Source organism: Microbacterium sp. UBA837 (genome assembly GCF_002296025.1).
In the GTDB taxonomy this organism is placed as follows: domain Bacteria; phylum Actinomycetota; class Actinomycetes; order Actinomycetales; family Microbacteriaceae; genus Microbacterium.
Genome location: NZ_DBHD01000203.1, coordinates 1 through 19694 on the forward strand (window position 1 = coordinate 1; position 19694 = coordinate 19694).

17 protein-coding genes and 1 pseudogene are annotated in these 19694 nt (G+C 66.6%); 2 read left to right on the top strand and 16 right to left on the bottom strand.

The features are described from left to right. The 11 genes and pseudogenes from B3587_RS14560 to B3587_RS14610 form a co-directional block, all read right to left on the bottom strand. Positions 1–421: pseudogene (locus B3587_RS14560) on the bottom strand (IS3 family transposase); the annotation flags it as partial. Continuing rightward, positions 418–711, bottom strand: a complete 294-nt coding sequence (locus B3587_RS14565) for a transposase (RefSeq protein WP_292729955.1) — start codon at positions 709–711, stop codon at positions 418–420. The gene B3587_RS14565 and the pseudogene B3587_RS14560, both read right to left, overlap by 4 nt. A gap of 161 nt (positions 712–872) precedes the next feature. Then, the gene (gene tpiA, locus B3587_RS14570) at positions 873–1661 is read right to left on the bottom strand and encodes a triose-phosphate isomerase (protein ID WP_292729958.1); all 789 of its coding nucleotides are present in this window, start codon (positions 1659–1661) and stop codon (positions 873–875) included. Next, the gene (locus tag B3587_RS14575) at positions 1649–2866 is read right to left on the bottom strand and encodes a phosphoglycerate kinase (RefSeq protein ID WP_292729960.1); all 1218 of its coding nucleotides are present in this window, start codon (positions 2864–2866) and stop codon (positions 1649–1651) included. The genes tpiA and B3587_RS14575 overlap by 13 nt, the downstream gene beginning before the upstream one ends. 22 nt (positions 2867–2888) lie before the next feature. Further along, a complete protein-coding gene (gap, locus tag B3587_RS14580; RefSeq protein WP_228179022.1) occupies positions 2889–3899 on the bottom strand; it encodes a type I glyceraldehyde-3-phosphate dehydrogenase in 1011 nt (336 codons plus the stop codon). Positions 3900–4051: 152 nt separating this feature from the next. Further along, positions 4052–4678, bottom strand: coding sequence for a superoxide dismutase (locus tag B3587_RS14585; RefSeq protein ID WP_228179021.1), 627 nt, complete (start codon positions 4676–4678; stop codon positions 4052–4054). A 148-nt stretch (positions 4679–4826) separates the two neighbouring features. Continuing rightward, a complete protein-coding gene (gene whiA / locus B3587_RS14590) occupies positions 4827–5804 on the bottom strand; it encodes a DNA-binding protein WhiA (protein ID WP_374198030.1) in 978 nt (325 codons plus the stop codon). 95 nt (positions 5805–5899) lie between these two features. Further along, entirely contained in the window at positions 5900–6778 is an 879-nt protein-coding gene (gene rapZ / locus B3587_RS14595; RefSeq protein ID WP_228179020.1) for an RNase adapter RapZ, read from the bottom strand. A gap of 104 nt (positions 6779–6882) precedes the next feature. Continuing rightward, positions 6883–8859: an excinuclease ABC subunit UvrC gene (gene uvrC, locus B3587_RS14600; protein ID WP_292729963.1), complete on the bottom strand. Its 1977-nt coding sequence runs from the start codon at positions 8857–8859 to the stop codon at positions 6883–6885. A gap of 2 nt (positions 8860–8861) precedes the next feature. After that, positions 8862–11768: an excinuclease ABC subunit UvrA gene (gene uvrA / locus B3587_RS14605; RefSeq protein ID WP_292729965.1), complete on the bottom strand. Its 2907-nt coding sequence runs from the start codon at positions 11766–11768 to the stop codon at positions 8862–8864. Positions 11769–11994: 226 nt separating this feature from the next. Continuing rightward, positions 11995–12237 (bottom strand): hypothetical protein, encoded by a 243-nt coding sequence (locus tag B3587_RS14610; protein WP_292729968.1) that lies wholly within the window; start codon positions 12235–12237, stop codon positions 11995–11997. A gap of 37 nt (positions 12238–12274) precedes the next feature. Here B3587_RS14610 and B3587_RS14615 point away from each other — a divergent pair, with 37 nt between their 5' ends. Further along, on the top strand, positions 12275–12721 hold the full coding sequence (locus tag B3587_RS14615; protein WP_292729971.1) for a MarR family winged helix-turn-helix transcriptional regulator: 447 nt from the start codon (positions 12275–12277) through the stop codon (positions 12719–12721). 89 nt (positions 12722–12810) lie between these two features. On the opposite strand, the gene B3587_RS14620 is transcribed toward B3587_RS14615, so the two are convergent. Both B3587_RS14620 and uvrB read right to left on the bottom strand, forming a co-directional pair. Continuing rightward, complete coding sequence (locus B3587_RS14620) at positions 12811–13236, bottom strand: VOC family protein (RefSeq protein WP_292729974.1); 426 nt, start codon at positions 13234–13236, stop codon at positions 12811–12813. A 45-nt stretch (positions 13237–13281) separates the two neighbouring features. Beyond that, positions 13282–15363, bottom strand: coding sequence for an excinuclease ABC subunit UvrB (gene uvrB, locus B3587_RS14625; protein ID WP_292729977.1), 2082 nt, complete (start codon positions 15361–15363; stop codon positions 13282–13284). An 80-nt stretch (positions 15364–15443) separates the two neighbouring features. Here uvrB and B3587_RS14630 point away from each other — a divergent pair, with 80 nt between their 5' ends. Next, the gene (locus B3587_RS14630; protein ID WP_292729980.1) at positions 15444–16073 is read left to right on the top strand and encodes a DUF4126 domain-containing protein; all 630 of its coding nucleotides are present in this window, start codon (positions 15444–15446) and stop codon (positions 16071–16073) included. Here B3587_RS14630 and coaE read toward each other — a convergent pair. The 3 genes from coaE to B3587_RS14645 are packed head-to-tail and all read right to left on the bottom strand — an operon-like array spanning position 16013 to position 19673. Then, complete coding sequence (gene coaE / locus B3587_RS14635) at positions 16013–16633, bottom strand: dephospho-CoA kinase (RefSeq protein WP_292729983.1); 621 nt, start codon at positions 16631–16633, stop codon at positions 16013–16015. The genes B3587_RS14630 and coaE overlap by 61 nt on opposite strands. A gap of 2 nt (positions 16634–16635) precedes the next feature. Continuing rightward, positions 16636–17904 carry a hypothetical protein gene (locus tag B3587_RS14640; protein WP_292729986.1) on the bottom strand — a complete coding sequence of 423 codons (1269 nt, stop codon included), beginning with the start codon at positions 17902–17904 and terminating at the stop codon, positions 16636–16638. After that, positions 17901–19673 carry a sensor histidine kinase gene (locus B3587_RS14645; RefSeq protein ID WP_292729989.1) on the bottom strand — a complete coding sequence of 591 codons (1773 nt, stop codon included), beginning with the start codon at positions 19671–19673 and terminating at the stop codon, positions 17901–17903. The genes B3587_RS14640 and B3587_RS14645 overlap by 4 nt, the downstream gene beginning before the upstream one ends. Between the last annotated feature and the right edge of the window lie 21 nt (positions 19674–19694).

The window sequence follows — 19694 nt, forward strand, 5'->3', positions numbered from 1 at the left end:
GCGCCTCGTGGCGCTCGATGTCCGTCACCCAGAGCCGGTTCGGGGCGTCGGCGACGAACTCGCGCCTCACGAGGTCGTCATGAACGGGCGGGCCGGGCTTGGTCCCCTTACCGCGCGCCTTCTTCTTCCCGAACGCGGACCACCAGCCGTTGACTGATGTGATCCGCCACGCGGTCCGGTCCGCCATCTGCTCGCCATGCTCGTACGCGGCCTCGTCGGCGAGGAGCCGATACCCGAACTCCGGGTCCTCCCGATGCGCGTCGAACAGCGCGTTCGCGCGATACGCCTCGGTCAGCTCCGTGCGAGTGATCGGGGTCTTCAGCCAGCGGTAGTACGGCTGGCGAGCGAGCTTCAACACCCGGCACGACACCACCACGGGGATCCCGTCGGCAGCGAGCTCTCGAACGAGCGGGTACATCATTTTCCCGGCAGATGCGCCTGCGACAGGTACGCCGTCGCGCGGCGCAGCACCTCGACTTCCTGTTCCAGCAGGCGGTTCCGTTTGCGCAGTTCGCGGAGTTCGGCCGCCTCGGCGCTCGTGGTCCCGGGTTGCTCGCCGGCTTCGACGCGTTCCTGGCGCATCCAGTTCTCGAGCGTTCCGGGATGGATTCCGAAGTCCTTCGCGACCTGCGCGATCGTCACGCCGGGTTCGCGGCTCTGCGCGACCCGGACGACGTCGTCGCGGAACTCCTGGGGATAGGGAGCGGGCATGGTGTCATCCTTCCAGTCCGGCCACCTCGGCCAGACACCTCAGATGTCACCTATCCCTGCACCAGACCCAGAGGCGCGCGCGTTTCGTTTCGGCCCGCCGCGCTGTCGCTGGGTGACCGGGTCATCCGGCGACCCAGCGACAGCTGCGAGTCGAAACGCCCTTAGACGCCGACGTGCTTCTGGTAACGGATGATGGCAGCGAACTCATCCACGATGAGGCTCGCACCGCCGACCAGAGCACCGTCGACATCCGGCTCACGCATGAAGCTCGCAATGTTCGCGGCCTTCACCGAGCCGCCGTAGAGCACACGTGTGCGCTCCGCGGCATCCGCGCCAAGCGTGTCGGCGACCACCCCGCGCAGCTTGGCGCAGACATCCTGAGCCTGATCGGGAGTGGCGGCCTGACCGGACCCGATGGCCCAGACCGGCTCGTACGCCACAACGATGTCGGCATCAGCCGGCACATCAGCCAGAGCGGTCTTCAGCTGCCCCACCGGCACAGCGCTCGCGCCGTACTTCTCGAGGTCTTCCGCGGTCTCACCCACGCAGATGACCGGCACGAGACCGTGACGCAGCGCAGCCTGAACCTTGCTGGCGACGACCTCGTCGGTTTCGTGGTGGTATTCGCGGCGCTCGGAGTGACCGATGATGACGTAGCGAGCGTCCAGCTTTGCCAGAAACGCCCCCGAGACATCACCGGTGTACGCGCCGGAGTCCTTCGGCGACAGGTCCTGCGCGCCGAGGGCGAAGGGGATCTTGTCGGCATCCAGCAGCGTCTGCACGGTACGCAGATCGGTGAAGGGCGGGAAGACCGCGACCTCGACCGAACCATCCTCGTGCTTGGCGTCCTTGAGGGTCCAGTGCAGCTTCTGGACGAACGCGACAGCCTGCAGGTGGTCGAGGTTCATCTTCCAGTTGCCGGCGATGAGCGGTGTTCTCACTGCTCCCATCCGAGGACCTCCAGTCCGGGTAGCTTCTTGCCCTCGAGGAATTCGAGGCTTGCCCCGCCACCGGTGGAGATGTGGCCGAACTGGTCATCCGTGAATCCGAGCTGGCGCACCGCGGCTGCCGAGTCGCCACCGCCGACGACGCTCAGGCCGTCCACCTCGGTCAGTGCCTGCGCAACGGCCTTGGTCCCTGCGGCGAAGGCGGGCATCTCGAACACACCCATCGGGCCGTTCCAGAACACGGTCTTGCTCGCGCGGATCGCATCGCCGAAGATCTTCGCCGTGTCGGGGCCGATGTCCAGGCCCAGCCCCGTCGCGCCGAACGGGGTCTCCTCGAGCGAGTCAGCGGGAGCGACAACGTGCTCCGCGTCGGCGCTGAAGGATGCAGCCATCACAGCATCCACCGGAAGCACGATCTCAACGCCGCTCTCCTGCGCCGTGGTCATGTACCGGGTGACGGTGTCGATCTGGTCCTCTTCAAGCAGGCTCTTGCCGACCTCGTAGCCCTTGGCCTTGAGGAACGTGAACAGCATGCCGCCGCCGACGAGGATGCGGTCGACACGCGGGAGCAGGTGCTCGATCACACCGAGCTTGTCGCTGACCTTCGAACCGCCGAGCACGACAGTGTAGGGCCGTTCCGGCTTCTCAGTGAGGCGGTCGAGGACGTCGACCTCCTTCTCGATCAGGAATCCCGCCGCCGACGGCAGGATCCCCGCGAGGTCGTACACGCTCGCCTGCTTGCGGTGCACGACACCGAAGCCATCCGACACGAGAGCGTCACCGAGAGCTGAGAGCTCCCGAGCGAACGCGCCGCGGACCTCGGCATCCTTCGCGGTCTCCCCCGCATTGAACCGCAGGTTCTCGATCACCGCGACGTCGCCGTCCTCCAGCGCGGCGACGGCGTCGTGAGCAGACTCACCCACGGTGTCGCGGGCGAACGCGACAGGCTTGCCGAGCAGCTCGGACAGGCGCTGAGCGACAGGCTCGAGGCTGTACTTCGGGTCGGGTGCCCCGTCGGGGCGTCCCAGGTGCGAGCACACGACGAGGCGCGCTCCCTGGTTGATGAGGGCGTTGAGCGTGGGAACGGAGGCCCGCACGCGGCCATCGTCCGTTATGACCCCGTCCTTCAACGGAACGTTGAGGTCACAACGGACGATGACGCGCTTGCCAGCCAGCGAACCCAGCGAATCGAGGGTGCGCAGAGCCATGTCTGTTACCGGATGCCGCGGCTCAGAGCTTGCTGGCGACGAGCTCGGTGAGGTCGACGAGGCGGTTGGAGTAACCCCACTCGTTGTCGTACCAGGCCGAGACCTTCACGAGGTTGCCCGAGACATTGGTCTGTCCGGCGTCGAAGATCGACGAGTGCGGGTCGTGCACGATGTCGGTCGAGACGATCGCGTCGGTGTTGTACTTCAGGTAGCCCGCCAAAGCACCGTCGGCCGCAGCCTTCTCGTAGGCAGCGTTGATGGTCTCCTTCGTGAGGCCCTCGGCCGGCGTGATGATCGTCAGGTCCACGATCGAACCGGTGGGAACCGGAACGCGGTACGACGAACCGCTCAGCTTGCCGTTGAGCTCGGGCAGAACCAGGCCGATCGCCTTGGCCGCACCGGTGGCAGCCGGCACGATGTTCAGCGCGGCAGCGCGAGCGCGGTGCAGGTCACCGTGGGGGCCGTCCTGCAGGTTCTGGTCTGCGGTGTAGGCGTGGGCGGTCATCATGAAGCCGCGCTCGATACCGAAGTTGTCGTTGAAGACCTTCGCGAGCGGCGCCAGGCAGTTGGTCGTGCACGATGCGTTCGAGATGACGTGCATCGTGGCCGGGTCGTACTCGCCGTCGTTCACGCCCATGACGAACGTGCCGTCGACGTCGGTGCCCGGTGCCGAGATGAGAACCTTCTTCGCGCCGCCCGCGATGTGCTTGCTGGCGTCAGCTGCCTTCGTGAAGCGACCCGTGGACTCGATGACGATGTCCACGCCCAGCTCGCCCCACGGGAGGTTCGCGGGGTCGCGCTCTTCGAAGACCTTGATGCTCTTGCCACCGACAGTGATGGAGTCCTCGGTGTACGAGACCTCTTCGCTCAGCCGTCCGCCGACCGAGTCGTACTTGAGGAGGTGGGCGAGCGTCTTGTTGTCGGTGAGGTCGTTCACCGCCACGATGTCGAGGTCCGCGCCCTGCTCCAAAGCTGCGCGGAGGTAGTTGCGTCCGATACGGCCGAAGCCGTTGATACCGATCTTGACAGACACGGTGTCTCCCTGTTTCTAATCGCGCCGAAGCGCCGGGGGTCAGCTCCGGATCGACGACCCGGAGAGGGGTGTCATTTGTGGTGTGTTACAGCAGACAAATGAGGCTGCCGGAGCCCCCGAGCGGGCGAGGGCTCCGCGGCATCCTCACCTGATCATGACCCTAGCAGCAGACCTGCCGTCTTCTCACGAGCCGTGACAAAGCGGTCCTGGACGTTCTGCCAGTTCACGATGTTCCAGAACGCCTTCACGTAGTCAGCGCGGACGTTCTTGTAATCGAGGTAGTACGCGTGCTCCCACACGTCGAGCATGAGCAGCGGAACGCTCGCAGCGGCGAGCTGGCCCTGCTGATCGAAGATCTGCTGAATGACGAGGCGCTCACCGATCGAGTCCCAGAACAGCGCCGCCCAACCCGAGCCCTGCACGCCGAGAGCTGCAGCGGTGAAGTGCGCCTGGAATTTGTCGAACGAGCCGAAGTACTCGTCGATGGCGGATGCGAGCTCGCCGGTGGGCTTGTCGCCGCCATCCGGCGACATGTTCGTCCAGAAGATCGAGTGGTTGGTGTGACCACCCAGGTTGAACGAGAGGTCCTTCTCGAGCTTGTTGACGTTGGCGAGGTTGCCCGAGTCACGCGCCTCGGCCAGCTGCTCGAGCGCCGTGTTGGCACCCGTCACGTATGCCTGGTGATGCTTGTCGTGGTGCAGCTGCATGATCGTGGCGCTGATGTGCGGCTCGAGCGCAGCGTAGTCGTAGGGGAGGTCGGGCAGGGTGTAGGTGGCCATTCGCTCTTCTCTTCCTGTCGTCGCGGCGCCAGGAATGCCCCGGCGTCGCTGGGGTGACAGTTGTCATCCTAGTGAGGCGCGGCACCCGCTCGGCGGGTCTTGCGCGAGAAGAGAACACGCGTTACGGGGGCTGGCCCCGCCGGGATGGTCAGTCCAGGGCGCTGGCCGGAACCGCTGATTCCGTTCCGGGAATACCCTCGGCTGCAGCCTTCTTGTCGGCCATCGCGAGAAGGCGACGGATGCGGCCGGCAACGGCATCCTTCGTCAGCGGCGGATCGGCGTGGTGGCCGAGCTCATCGAGACTCGCGTCACGGTGGGCGAGCCGCAGGTCACCGGCCTCGCGCAGGTGATCGGGGATGTCATCGCCGAGGATCTCGAGGGCACGCTCGACGCGGGCACACGCCGCAACCGCGGCCTGGGCAGAACGACGCAGGTTGGCGTCATCGAAGTTCACGAGCCGGTTGACGCCGGCGCGAACCTCGCGGCGCTGTCGCATCTCATCCCAGTGCGCGGCGACCTGGCGGGCTCCCATGACGGCCAGAGCCGTGCGGATGGCATCCCCCTCGCGCACGACGACGCGGGGCGCCCCACGGACCTCGCGCGCCTTCGCCCCGATGCCGAGCCGGTGCGCTGCCCCAACGAGCGCCATGGCGGCTTCAGACGACGGGCACAGCACGTCCAGTGAGGCGGATCGGCCAGGATCGGTGAGAGCACCAGCACCGAGGAACGCCCCGCGCCACACGGCAGCGAGGTCTCCCCGGGACCCGGTCGTGAGCTTGTTCGGCAGCCCCCGCACCGGCCGGCGCCGCTGGTCGAGCAGGCCCGTCTGACGTGCCAGCGTTTCTCCCCCGTCGATGACCCGCACCGCGAACAGCGCCCCCGCTCGTGAGCCGGATCCCTGCGTCTGGACGATCTCGGGCCTCACACCGTAGATTTCCATGAGCTCTCGGGCGACGCGGCGGGCGAGGGCCTCGGAGTCGACCTCAGCCTCGACCGCGACACGGTTGGCGATGGAGTGCAGGCCGCCGGCGAAGCGGAGCAGTGATGTCAACTCGGCGATCCGGGCGTTCGGAAGCGGGTCCCGGACCGCAATGAGTTCTGCTTTGACATCGGCCGTCAGCGACACGAGGCTCCTTTCGAGGGTGCCGGCACGGCCGGCGGATGACGCTCTAGCCTACTCGGGCGGGCACCTCGAATTCTCGGCGGTCTCCCGGTCCGGCGCTACTCCCGACCGAGGTCGCGGTGCTTGATGCGAACGGCGACCCCAGCCTCATCGCTCAGCCGTCGGGCAAGCTCTTCGACCACGACCACCGAACGGTGCTTGCCGCCGGTGCAGCCGACAGCGACGACCGAATGCCGCTTGTTCTCGCGCTGATAGCCCTGAAGCACCGGCTGCAAGGCTGCAGCGTAAGCGTCCACGAACTCGCGGGCCCCGGGCTGGGCGAGCACGTAGTCGCGCACCTGCGGGTCCTGCCCCGTGAACGCACGCAGCGAGGGGTCCCAGTAGGGGTTGGGCAGAAAACGCATATCGGCGACCATGTCGGCATCCGTCGGCAGACCGTACTTGAACCCGAAGCTCATGATCGTGAGCATGTGGCGAGCCGCACCCTCATCCGAGAAGAGCTCGAAGATCCGTGTCGCGAGTTGATGCACGTTCAACGACGTCGTGTCCACGACGATGTCGGCGCGCTCTCGAATCTCCGAGAGCCGCTCTCGCTCGGTGCGGATGCCGTCGATGAGGGTGCCCTCGCCCTGCAGCGGATGCGGGCGCCGCACTGCCTCGAACCGCCGGACGAGAACATCGTCCGAGGCGTCGAGGAAGACGATGCGCACGTTGCGGCGCGAGCGCAACTCCCCCACTTCCGCGGGGAGCGCCGTGAACAGATCTCGGCCGCGCACATCGACGACAGCGGCGACCTTCGGCAGCGCGGATGCCGCGATCTCCGACAGCTCGAGCATCGGCTTGAGCATCTGCGGCGGCAGGTTGTCGACGACGTACCAGCCGAGGTCTTCGAGGGCGTTAGCCGCTGTCGAGCGTCCGGCGCCGGACATTCCGGTCAGGATGAGCACGTCGCTGCTGGCGGCTGTCGTCTCATCCATCGCGTCCCCTTGCCCTCCGGTGGCGCTTGTGGCGCGGCCTTGCGGCCCCGCGGTCGTCGGGTGCACGGTGTGCCGCCTGCCAGCGGGTTCCGCGCCCCGCCAGCCTATCGACTTGCCAGGTGCGCGTGGATCGTGGCGGCAAGCTTGGGGCCGACCCCGGGAAGCTCTTGAATCTCCTCGGGAGTCGCGTTCCTGAGCGCGGTCACCGATCCGAAGTGGCGAAGCAGCGCCCGGATGCGGGCCTCACCGAGACCCGGAATCTCGGCGAGCACGGTCTGGATGTCCCGTTTGCGCTTGCCGCGCTGCTTGGTGATGGCAAATCGATGGGCTTCGTCACGCAGTCGCTGCAACAGATAGAGCGCCTCGCTGGTGCGCGGCAGGATCACCGGGTAGTCCTCGCCGGGCAGCCACACCTCTTCCAAACGTTTGGCGATGCCGCACAGCGCGATGTCGGAGTGCCCGGCGTCTGCCAGCGCCCGTGCTGCGGCGTTGACCTGCGGCCTGCCGCCATCGACCACGAGCAGCTGCGGGCGGTAGGCAAAGCGCGGGCGGTTGCGCTCCGTCACGACGGTGCCCTCGGCGGTCGGGTCAGAGCTGACGGCGATCTCATCGGCGTCAGTCTCGCTGGCGCCGCCAGCGACGGTCGCGGCGTCAACGGCCATCGGCGCTGCCCCATCGCGCTCATTGTCGATATATGCGAGTCGGCGCATGAGCACCTGATAGAGCGAATCGGTGTCGTCGGTGGTCTCGGCGACACCGAACGTGCGGTACTGGTCCTTGCGCGGCAACCCGTCTTCGAACACGACCATCGACGCGACGACGTTGGTACCGCTCAGGTGCGAGACGTCGTAGCACTCGATACGGAGCGGCGCCTCATCGAGGTCCAGCGCTTCCTGCAGATCGGTGAGCGCCTGCGAGCGTGCCACGTAGTCGCTCGTGCGCCGGGTTTTGTGCAGCAGAAGCGCCTGTTGCGCGTTCAGCGCTGCGTTCTTCATGAGGTCGGCCTTCGCGCCACGCTGCGCGATCTGAATCGTGACGTTCGTGCCGCGCTTCTCGCGAAGCCACGCCTCCAGTTCCGCGGCATCGTCAGGGAGCGCTGGAACAAGCACCTGCTTAGGGATGTCGGCGCTGCCCGAGGGACCGTAGGTCCGCTGCAGAATCTGGTCGACGAGCTCTCCCCCGCTGATGTCCAGTTCTTTCTCGATCGTGGTAGCCCGCACACCGCGGACGCGCCCGCCGCGGATGACGAAGTGCTGCACGGCGGCGGCGAGTTCGTCCTCCGCGATGCCGAACAGGTCGGCATCCGTGTCATCGGGTAGCACGAGAGCGCTCTTGTTGAGCACCGCTTCGATCGCTTGGAGTCTGTCACGATAAACCGCGGCTGACTCGTAATCCATCGCAGCTGAGGCTTCCTTCATCCGCGCCGTCAGCTGCCGGGTGAAGCGCTGATCGCCACCGGACATGAACGCCACGACGTCGTCGACGATCGCCCGGTGCTCCTCGATCGTCACGCGGCCAGAGCACGGCCCGCCACAGCGGCCGATCTGGCCGGGGAAGCAGGGGCGACCAGTGGCCATGGCGCGCTTGTAGGACGAGTCACTGCAGGTGCGGATCGGGAACACCTTGATCATGAGATCGATGACCTCGTGCACCGCCCACACCTTGGGGTACGGGCCGAAGTACTTCGCGCCGCGGATCTTGTGGTTTCGCGTCACCATGACTCTCGGCGCTTCGTCAGCGAGGGTGATCGCCATGTACGGATAGGACTTGTCGTCCTTGTAGCGCACGTTGAAGGGCGGCGAGAACTCCTGGATCCACATGTATTCCAGTTGCAGTGCCTCGACGTCGCTGCTGACCACCGTCCACTCGACGCCGGTGGCGGTGGTCACCATCCGTCTCGTGCGCTCGTGGAGCGTGTGCAGCGGCGCGAAGTAGTTCGACAGGCGCGCGCGAAGGTTCTTCGCCTTGCCCACGTAGAGGATGCGCCCGGCGTCGTCCCGGAACCGGTACACGCCGGGGTTCGTCGGGATCTCCCCCGGCGCCGGCCGGTACGAGAGCTGGGGATGGGTGGCGCGCGCCACGCTCAACCTGCCTTGCGAGCCGCCGGCGCGTCGTGGGCGTCGAATAGCTCGGCCAGGAACTGTCCGGTGTAGCTCTCGGGCACCCCCGCGACCTGCTCGGGCGTTCCGGTGGCGATGATCTCGCCGCCGCCGGAGCCGCCTTCGGGGCCGAGATCGATGATCCAGTCAGCCGACTTGATGACATCGAGGTTGTGCTCGATCACGATCACTGTGTTGCCCTTGTCGACCAGGCCGTTCAAGACCTCGAGAAGGCGGCGCACGTCTTCGAAGTGCAAGCCCGTAGTGGGCTCGTCGAGCACGTAGATGCTGCGTCCGTTGCTTCGCCGCTGCAGTTCCGTCGCGAGCTTCACGCGCTGCGCCTCACCGCCCGACAGAGTGGTTGCCGACTGGCCGAGCCGCACGTAGCCGAGGCCCACGTCGACCAGGGTCTTCATATACCGATGGATCGCCTGGATCGGCTCGAAGAAATCGGCTGCCTCGGCGATCGGCATCTCGAGAACCTCGGCGATGTTCTTGCCCTTGTAGTGGACCGCGAGCGTGTCCCGGTTGTAGCGCTTGCCGTGGCAGACCTCGCAGTCCACGTAGACATCGGGCAGGAAGTTCATCTCGATCTTGATCGTGCCATCGCCCGCGCACGCCTCGCAGCGTCCGCCCTTCACGTTGAAACTGAAGCGGCCGGGTTGGTAACCGCGCGCCTTGGCTTCGGGGGTCTCGCTGAAGAGGGTGCGGATGCGATCGAACACGCCGGTGTAGGTGGCCGGGTTCGAGCGGGGTGTGCGCCCGATCGGAGCCTGGTCGACGTGCACGACCTTGTCGAGGTTGTCAAGACCCGTGACGCGCGTGTGCTTGCCGGGAACCGTTCGTGCTCCGTTGAGCCGTGCCGCGAGCACCTGGTAGAGGATGTCGTTGACCAGTGACGACTTGCCGGAACCGCTCACGCCGGTTACTGCCGTGAGGACGCCCAGCGGGAACTGCGCGCTGACCTGTTTGAGGTTGTTCTCACGCGCACCGACGACTTCGAGCATCCGCTTCTTGTCGATCTTGCGGCGCTTGCGCGGCGTCGGGATGCTGCGGCGGCCGGCAAGGTAGTCGCCCGTGATCGAGTCGGAGTCGGCGAGGAGTTCAGCCAGGGGTCCGGAGTGCACGACGTGCCCGCCGTCGACGCCGGCGCGAGGCCCGATGTCGACGATCCAGTCGGCTGCGTGAATTGTCTCTTCGTCGTGTTCGACGACGATGAGGGTGTTGCCGAGCCCCTTGAGCTTCAGGAGCGTCTCGATGAGGCGGCGGTTGTCGCGCTGGTGCAGCCCGATCGACGGTTCGTCGAGCACGTACAGCACACCGGTCAGCCCCGACCCGATCTGGGTCGCGAGGCGGATGCGTTGAGCTTCGCCGCCCGAGAGCGAACCGGCCGAGCGGCTGAGGTTCAGATAGTTCAGCCCGACCTGGATGAGGAATTCGAGGCGCGCGCGGATCTCGCGGAGCACCGCGGCGGCGATCATGGCCTCGCGCTCGGTGAGCTCGAGGGTCGCGAAGTACTCCTGTGCCTCCGCGAGGCTCAGGCGCGAGGCATCCGCGATAGAGCGCCCGTGCACGAGTACTGCGAGGACCTCGGGCTTGAGGCGGTCGCCGTTACAGGCGGGGCAGGGAACCTCGCGCAGGTACTCCGACCAGCGCTGGCGCTGCGTGTCGGACTCGGCCTGCACGTACTGGCGTTCGATGTAGGGCACGACACCCTCGAATCCCGACGTGTACCGCATCTCGCGGCCGTAGCGGTTCTTCCACTTGACGTTGACCTTGAAGTTCTCGCCGTGCAGGACAGCGTTCTGAACCTCCGCCGTGAGCTCCCGCCAGGGGGTGTCCAACGAAAAGCCCAGGTCATCGGAGAGGCCTTCGAGCAGGCGCTCGTAGTACTGGAACAGCCCCTTGCCCTGCGTCGTCCACGGGATGAGGACTCCCTCGCGGATCGAGAGTTCGGGGTCGCCCAGCATGAGCTCGACATCCACCGACATCCGGGTGCCGAGACCGGAGCACGTGGGGCAGGCGCCGAACGGGGCGTTGAACGAGAAGGTCCGCGGCTCGATCTCGGTCAGCTGCAGCGGGTGGCCGTTCGGGCACGAGAGCTTCTCGCTGAAGGACTGCCACGCGTCATCGCCCTCTTCGTCGACGAAATTGACCTGCATGATGCCGCCCGCGAGCCCGAGCGCCGTCTCGACGGAGTCGGTGACACGGCTCAGGATGTCGGGGCCTGCCACGAGACGGTCGACGACGACCGCGATGTCGTGCTTGTAGCTCTTCTTGAGGGTGGGTGGCTCGGCGAGCTGGATGAGGTCGCCGTCGACGACAGCTCGGGCGTAGCCCTTCGCGGAGAGCTCTTTGAAGAGGTCGACGAACTCCCCCTTCTTCTGGCTCACCACGGGCGCGACGATCTGATACCGCGTGCGCTCGGGGAGCTCCATGAGTTGGTCGGCGATCTGCTGCACCGTCTGGCGCTGGATCTGCGCGCCGCACTCCGGGCAGTGGGGCACCCCGATCCGGGCCCACAGCAAACGCATGTAGTCGTGGATCTCGGTGATCGTGCCGACAGTGGAGCGCGGGTTGCGGTTCGTTGACTTCTGATCGATCGAGACCGCGGGGCTCAGCCCCTCGATGAAATCGACGTCGGGCCGGTCGACCTGACCCAGGAACTGGCGCGCGTAGGAGCTCAGCGATTCGATGTAGCGACGCTGCCCTTCGGCGAAGATCGTGTCGAACGCGAGGCTCGATTTTCCGGACCCCGACAACCCGGTGAACACGACGAGTGAGTCGCGAGGGATGTCGAGATCGACGTCCTTGAGGTTGTGGACGCGGGCGCCGCGAACACTCAGTGTTCCAGTGCTGTGGGCATGCGAAGAGACGGGGACGATGGGCACCCGTCAAGTGTAGGTGTGGCCTCCGACATCGGCTCCGGAGCGCTCGTTCGACGATCTGGAGCAGACAGTTCGGTCGCGTCTTTGTGTCGCCTCCATGCCGTGTGACACGCATCACGACGCGACCGAACGTGGAATCCCGACTTTCGGTCGCGCCTTCTTGCGGGTCGGTCGCCTTAGCATCCGCAAAACGGCGCCACCGAACCTAGATGGGAGCTGGAGTTGGAACTCAGGGGCAGTACATGAGGGGCTTGTCGGCCGAGCGGTCGAACGTGTGCTGATTCATCGGCTGATGACACAGCGGGCAGGCACGCTCGGCACGCTCCTCGGCGCTCGGCCCCGGTTCCAGCGGGCTCACCTGAGGCGGGCCCGCAACGCGGATGAGGTTGGTGTTGAACCAGATGTACCAACCGCCTGCCTCGCGCACCCGCTCGCGGAGCGGTCGCTTCGGCACCTCATTCGTTCGCGTCATGATATTTAGTGTACTAACGGATTGCTAGACTGGCCACATGTCCGACGAGGAAGATCTGCTGAAGCTCGACAATCAGGTGTGCTTCGCACTGGTGACGGCGGCACGAAACGTCGTGTCGATCTACCGTCCGATTCTCGAACCGCTGGGCTTGACGCATCCGCAGTACCTCGTGATGCTCGCGCTCTGGGAGCAGTCTCCGCGGTCGCTGGGCGAACTCGCCGAGGAACTCGCGATGGAACCCGCAACCCTCTCCCCCCTGGTCAAGCGCCTCGAAGCGCAAGGGCGCGTGACCCGCACGCGGCGGACGGATGACGAACGGGTGCTCGACATCGGGCTGACAGCTGAAGGCCGCGCGCTGCGCGAGGATGCCCTCGAGGTTCCGCGCCGCATCATGGCCGTCACCGGGCTGGGGGTCGAACAGCTCAAGGAGCTGCGCGACGGACTTCAGCCGTTCGCAGGCCGGATGCCGAACCTGGCCGGTTAGGGCATCCGTCGGACGGCTTGGCGTGCCGTGCCCCCATACGCGGTCGCAACGGCGCACGAAGAGGATGACCTATGGGTCGACGAACCTCATCACGATCCGATCGTGACGCGACCGGCAGCATCTAGTGGCCAGGCGGGGTTGTGCGCGACCTCCCACGGGTGGCCGTCGGGATCGATGAACACTCCCGAGTAGCCACCCCAGGGCGTCGGCGCACCGGCACGTGTGACGCGCGCGCCGGCCGCCGCGGCATCCGTGAGAGTCGCATCGACCTCCTCGGGTGATCGCACATTGTGAGCGAGGGTCACGCCGCCCCATCCACCGCCGTCGGTGACCGCAGAGTCTGCGGCGAGCTTCGCCCGGCTCCAGATGGCGAAGGCCATGCCGTCGAGCTGGAAGAACACAACCTCCCCGGGAACCGACCCGGGATGCGGCTCCCACCCGAGCCCGCGATAGAACGCGATCGCGCGCTCGAGGTCCGAAACCCCGAGGGTGATCAGGCTCAGTCGTTGCTCCACATCCGCTCCGTTTCTATCCGTGAGCTCGCGGCCAGCTCGGCGGCGTCAGGCGTGACCTGCCCGCTCCATGGCTCGCAGTTCCTTCTTCAGGTCTTGCAGTTCATCACGCAGGCGGGCCGCGAGCTCGAACTTCAGTTCCCCGGCCGCGGCCAGCATCTGGTCGGAGAGGTCGCTGATCATCGCTTCGAGCTGCGTCGCACCCTCGGCGGCGATCCCCTCGCGACGCAGGTTCGGGGTGGGGCTCTTGCCCTTGCCGTTCTTGGATGCGGCGGCATCCTTGCGGTTCAGCATCGCCTTCGTGTCGGCGCCCTCGCGGATCAGTGCATCGGTGATGTCGGCGATCTTCTTGCGAAGCGGCTGCGGGTCGATGCCGTGCTCTTTGTTGTACGCGATCTGCCTCTCGCGCCGGCGGTCGGTCTCATCGATCGCTGCGCGCATCGAGTCGGTGACCGTGTCGGCGTACATGTGCACCTGGCCGGACACGTTTCGGGCGGCGCGACCGATCGTCTGGATGAGGGACGTGCCCGATCGCAGGAACCCCTCTTTGTCGGCATCCAGGATCGACACGAGTGAGACCTCGGGAAGGTCCAGTCCCTCGCGAAGCAGGTTGATGCCGACCAGCACGTCGTAGACGCCGGCGCGGAGCTCACTGAGCAGTTCGACGCGGCGGAGGGTGTCGACGTCCGAGTGCAGATACCGCACGCGCACGCCGTGCTCGCCGAGGAAGTCGGTGAGTTCCTCGGCCATCTTCTTGGTGAGGGTCGTCACGAGGACTCGCTCGTCGCGCTCGACGCGGACGCGGATCTCTTCGAGGAGGTCGTCGATCTGTCCCTTGGACGGCTTGACGACGATCTCGGGGTCGACGAGGCCGGTAGGACGGATGATCTGCTCGACGACCCCGTCAGCGATCCCCATCTCGTACCGCCCGGGAGTCGCAGACAGATAGACGGTCTGCCCGACGCGGTTCTTGAACTCATCGAAGCGCAACGGGCGGTTGTCGAGCGCTGACGGCAGCCGGAAGCCGTGGTCGACGAGGGTGCGCTTGCGGGAGGCATCCCCCTCGTACATTGCGCCTATCTGCGGCACGGTGACGTGCGACTCGTCGATCACGAGCAGGAAGTCGTCGGGGAAGAAGTCGAGCAGCGTGTGGGGCGGCTCCCCCGGCTGGCGACCGTCGAGGTGCCGCGAATAGTTCTCGATGCCCGAACAGAAGCCCAGTTGTTGCAGCATCTCGAGATCGAAGGTGGTGCGCATCCGCAAGCGCTGGGCCTCGAGCAGCTTCTGCTGGGACTCGAGTTCTTTCAGACGCGATGCGAGCTCGTCTTCGATCGTGCCGATCGCACGCTGCACGGTCTCGGTTCCTGCCACGTAGTGCGAGGCCGGGAAGATCGGCACCGAATCCATCTTCTGGATGACATCGCCGGTGAGCGGATGCAGCAGGTAGAGCGCCTCGATCTCGTCGCCGAAGAGCTCGATGCGGATGGCGTACTCCTCGTAGACCGGGATGATCTCGATCGTGTCGCCGCGGACGCGGAAGTTGCCGCGGGAGAAGTCGACGTCGTTGCGGTTGTACTGCATCGCGATGAACTTGCGGATGAGGGCGTCGCGGTCATACCGCTCCCCCACCTGCAGCGCGACCATCGCCCGCAGGTACTCCTCGGGCGCACCGAGGCCATAGATGCACGACACCGTCGAGACCACGACGACGTCGCGGCGTGAGAGCAGCGAGTTGGTCGTCGAGTGACGAAGGCGCTCGACCTCGGCGTTGATCGACGAGTCCTTCTCGATGAACGTGTCGGTCTGCGGCACGTACGCCTCGGGTTGGTAGTAGTCGTAGTACGACACGAAGTACTCGACCGCGTTGTTCGGCATGAGTTCGCGGAACTCGTTGGCCAGCTGCGCGGCGAGTGTCTTGTTGTGCGCCATTACAAGCGTCGGCCGCTGCACCTGCTCGATGAGCCAGGCGGTAGTCGCGGACTTGCCCGTTCCCGTCGCACCGAGCAGCACGACATCCGTCTCACCCGCATTGATGCGCGCTGCGAGCTCGGCGATCGCCTGCGGCTGGTCACCCGAGGGCGCGTACTCGCTGACGACTTCGAAGGGCCTGACGGATCGCGTGGTCTGCACCTCTCCAGGGTAGGCGGGGGTTCCGACACCAAGCCCCGCGGGACGTTTCGGTGGGCGCGAAGGATGCCTACCCTGGAGGGGTGCTCGAGTTCTTCGTGGGATCCGGTCTTGCCGCAGCGGCAGGCCTGAACGCGTGGATGCCGCTCCTGGTGCTCGGGCTCGCCAACCGCTTCTTCGACGCGATCGAGCTCCCGGCCTCATGGGCGTGGCTATCCAGCGATCTCGCCCTCTGGATCATCGGCGCCCTGCTCGTTCTGGAGATCGTCGCCGACAAGGTCCCGGTGGTCGATTCCATCAACGACGCGGTGCAGACGGTCATCCGGCCTGCCTCCGGCGGGATCGCTTTCGGTGCCGGAGCGAGCGCCGAGACCGTGCGGGTGGATGATCCGAGCGCGTTCTTCGCGAATCAGAACTGGGTGGCGATCGGCATCGGTGTCGCCATAGCGCTCGCCATCCACGTGGTGAAGGCATCCGTCCGGCCCGTCGCGAACGCGGCGACGGCGGGTGTCGCGGCCCCGATCGTGAGCACCGCCGAGGACGTGTCGAGCCTCGCACTCTCGATCTTCGCGATCGTGCTGCCGATCGTCGGGTTCCTCTTGCTGATCGGCGTGATCGTGACGGCGATCGTGTGGATCCCGCGCTGGCGACGTCAGCGCGACCGACGGGCGGCGATCCGCAACGGCAACGCCTCCCAGAGCACGTCGACCTGATCGCGGGTCTGCGCGAGGGTCCCCGCGGTGTCGATCACGACGTCGGCGATCGCGAGCCGCGCCTCGTCGGGCACCTGTGAGGCGATCCGGGATGCAGCATCCTGCCGGCTCATGCCGCGCAGGTCGACGAGGCGTTGTTCGCGCACCTCGGCGGGAGCATGGGCGACGACGACGAGCTCCCACGGATCGTCGACCCGCGCCTCCACCAGCAGCGGCACGTCGTACACGACGACGGCGTCGGGGTCCGCCGCGAAGGCCTCCCCGAAGCGGCGGGCAGACTCGTCCCGCACCGCCGGGTGGACTATCGCATTGAGTGCGGCAAGTCGATCGGGGTCGCCGAACACGAGGGCGCCCAGCGCCGGACGGTTCAGCGACCCGTCATCAGAGAGGATGCCGTCACCGAACTCGTCGGCGATGCTGTGGAGCACCGGCGACCCGGGGCTCTGCACGTCCCGCACGATCTGATCGGCGTCGACGATCACGGCGCCGAGCTCGGCCAGACGGGCCGCGACCGTCGACTTGCCTGCGGCGATCCCTCCGGTCAGGGCGATCAGCGGCACGATCAGCTCCCCGCCGGCGCCGCTGTCGGCGTGTCGGGAGTGGTGGATCCGGAAACCACAGGGGTGGCGGATCCGGGAGAGACAAGGGCGATCGCGCCGGTCGGGTTCGCCTGCGAGGGTTCGGCGATCAGCACCGAAATGTCTCCCGACTTGGCTGAACGGGTGGATGCCGCATCGGCCGCGTCGATGAGGGTGCAGGCGTCGTAGCCGAAGTCGTGAGTGACCGCGACGCCGATTCCGACGACGGGCACGACGGAGTCCGGAACGGTCCGGAGGGCTTCGAACACGGCGGAGGCGAGTCGGGATGCCTGACGGCGCGCTTCATTCGCGTCCCAGGCCGTGTCGCACACCCACAGCAGCGTGGCCCCGTCATCGCCGATGACCGCGAGGGGTTCGACGGTTCGTCGTACCGCGTCGCGTGCGGCGACGGCGACATTGCGTCCGACCTCGTTGCCGAAGGCTTTCGCGATGAAGGGAAGGTCGTCGATGCGCATCGCGATGACACCGACGCCGATGCCCTTCTCGGAGGCGCGTTCGAGCACGTCGGTGATCGTCGCTCGGAACTGCGGCTCCGTGAGGATGCGGTCCGCTCCCTCGGCTCCGACGAGGTTCGTGTACCCGCGGGTGCCGGCGCGTCCGGCTCGCAGGATGGAGGTGACGATCGCGGCGGTGATCACGAGCGCGATCGTCACGAAGCTCGACGGGATGGTCGAGAACCACGCCTGGAAGACCGGGTCGTCGGGGCCGAGCATGAGGAAGGCGATGGCCCTCACCGCCGTGTAGACGGCCTCGACAGCCAGCACGACCCCGAGAGCGATGGTCGTGCGCGTCTGGGCCAGGCGGCCACGACCGGTCTCCCACACTCCGAGCGATGCGAGCACCGAGAGTGTGGCGTACATCCAGACGACGCCGGCCCAGTCCCCGCCGTCCGGACCGGCCGCGGCGACCGCGACGAAGGCGATCGTCATGCCGATACCGACGGTCACGTACGCCCAGCCGATGCGGTGCCCGTTGTAGCTGCGGCAGCCGATCCAGATGAACCCGGTGGCGGCGACGAACGCGGCGTTACCCGCGGCGACCGCGATCCACCCGCCCCCGGCTGCCCAGACCGCGTAGGCGACGGTGGTCAGGATGCCGGCAAGAAACGCGATCGACCAGTGCCGCCCCGACACCTCGTCGCGGCGGATGAGCGTCTCCGACACGTAGATGACTCCGACGATCAGCACCACTGCCGCCGTCATGACGCTCACCGAGAAGAGGTCGAGGGTCATCCCGTGGCCTCCATGTCGGAGCGTCCCGCGGTCGTGACCGCACCCGACATGTCGAGTGCTTCTTCGGGGTCGATCGGTGGCAGCATGACATCGACCTTCGCGGGGAGACGGACCAGGAACGCCGACCCGACGCCCTGCTCGCTGCCCACGATGATCTCGCCGCCGTGCGCGCGCACGATGTCGCGGCAGATCGCGAGTCCGAGCCCGGTGCCGCCGACGTCCGACTGGGCGCGGAAGAAGCGCCGGAACAGTCGATTCTGGTCATCCGGCGTCAGTCCGATGCCGTCATCGCGGACAAGGAGATAGGACGCCACGTCATCGCCGTAGACCGCCAGCTGCACGGAGCCGCCTTCACGCCCGTACTTGATGGCGTTGCTGATGAGGTTGTCGACGACCTGCCGCATGCGGGCTGGGTCGACGTACGCGTCGGTGGGCTGCACGTCGTCGGTGAAGATCGTGATCCGCCGCTCCAGCGCGCTCGGCTCCCACGCGGCTGCCGCCGCGAGCACCAGATGCTGCAGGTCGACGTTCTGGGGGGAGACCGTCACATCCACCGTCGACTTCGACGACGACGTCGCCGAGAGGATGTCGGAGATGATCTGGATCATCCGTTCCGCGTTCTGCGTGGCCACATCCAGGTCACCGCGGACCTTCTCGGGGATGCCGTCTGTCTCGAGGGCGAGATCGAGGTAGCCGATGATGGCGGTCAGCGGGGAGCGGAGTTCGTGCGAGACCGAGGCCACGACGTTGTCGCGGGCGCGCAGGGCGGTGCGTTCGGAGGTGACGTCGCGAGAAATCACGACCGCCCCAGCGTCGCCGCCCTGGGTATCGCGCAGGCGCCGCGCCGTCACGCTCAGTGCCCGACGCGTGGTGTCGGGCGCCCCGAACCACACGATCTGGTTGTCGAACACATCGCCACGCCGGGCACGGGCAACAGGGCTTCTTTCCGCGTCCAGGGGCGTCTGTCCGTCAGCGTCGAATGCGGGCAGGCGGTCACGACCGTCGAGGTCAATGAGCGCATGCTGCATGCGCTCATTGGCCTCGTTGACGATCGTGACCCGGTCATCAGCGGATATGAGAATCACACCGAAATCGACCGAGTCCAGCACCTGGGTCAGCAGTTGCTCTTGGTGCTGCGTGCGCTCCAGACTCTGGCCCAGCACGAGCGCCTGCTTGTCCAGGAGCGAGCGTTGGGCGGCGAATCGGCGCACGCTGAGGTACGCGCCGGTGGAGACTGCCAGAACCACGATCGGCATGAGCAGCAGCGCGAAGCTGAACGCCGACTCGTTCCCCGAGACGATCACCCACCAGTACGCGACCCAGACGAAGAGGTTCGCTGCGACGTAGCCGGCCAAGCCCAGGGACGCCGAGAGCCACATGACGGGGAACAGCCACAGCAGCGCGAGTCCCGACTCGGGGAAGGCGACCCGCATCAGCATGATCGCGACGATGTCCAGCACCGGGATGACGCCGACTGCCCACGGGGAGAGCCGGTTCCAGGGAACGAGCATCGTCACGACCGCGAGGACGAACACCATCCCGACGCCGGTGAAGAACATCGTGAGGTCTCCGGGGATGCGGGCGATCACCGCGAAGGCCGTGACCGCCAACGCAACGACGGTGAGCATCAGTTGCTGCAGCACTGCCACGCGGGCCTGCGTCCCGTCGTGCTTCAGGGTCAGCTCCGCCGCGAGTGCACCCCACAGCGTGTTGCGTCGTCCAGAGCGGCTCTCGCCTCGGCGCACAGAGCTGGTCCCCACCTTCCGCATGAATGAACGTTATCGCGCGGG

Coding starts and splice junctions, on each gene's coding strand:
- B3587_RS14640 (WP_292729986.1), bottom strand. CDS start 17,904: ATGACCCTCGACCTCTTCTCGGTGAGCGTCATGACGGCGGCAGTGGTG.
- B3587_RS14610 (WP_292729968.1), bottom strand. CDS start 12,237: ATGACGCGAACGAATGAGGTGCCGAAGCGACCGCTCCGCGAGCGGGTG.
- rapZ (WP_228179020.1), bottom strand. CDS start 6,778: ATGGATGAGACGACAGCCGCCAGCAGCGACGTGCTCATCCTGACCGGA.
- B3587_RS14615 (WP_292729971.1), top strand. CDS start 12,275: ATGTCCGACGAGGAAGATCTGCTGAAGCTCGACAATCAGGTGTGCTTC.
- B3587_RS14565 (WP_292729955.1), bottom strand. CDS start 711: ATGCCCGCTCCCTATCCCCAGGAGTTCCGCGACGACGTCGTCCGGGTC.
- B3587_RS14585 (WP_228179021.1), bottom strand. CDS start 4,678: ATGGCCACCTACACCCTGCCCGACCTCCCCTACGACTACGCTGCGCTC.
- B3587_RS14575 (WP_292729960.1), bottom strand. CDS start 2,866: ATGGCTCTGCGCACCCTCGATTCGCTGGGTTCGCTGGCTGGCAAGCGC.
- tpiA (WP_292729958.1), bottom strand. CDS start 1,661: ATGGGAGCAGTGAGAACACCGCTCATCGCCGGCAACTGGAAGATGAAC.
- B3587_RS14645 (WP_292729989.1), bottom strand. CDS start 19,673: ATGCGGAAGGTGGGGACCAGCTCTGTGCGCCGAGGCGAGAGCCGCTCT.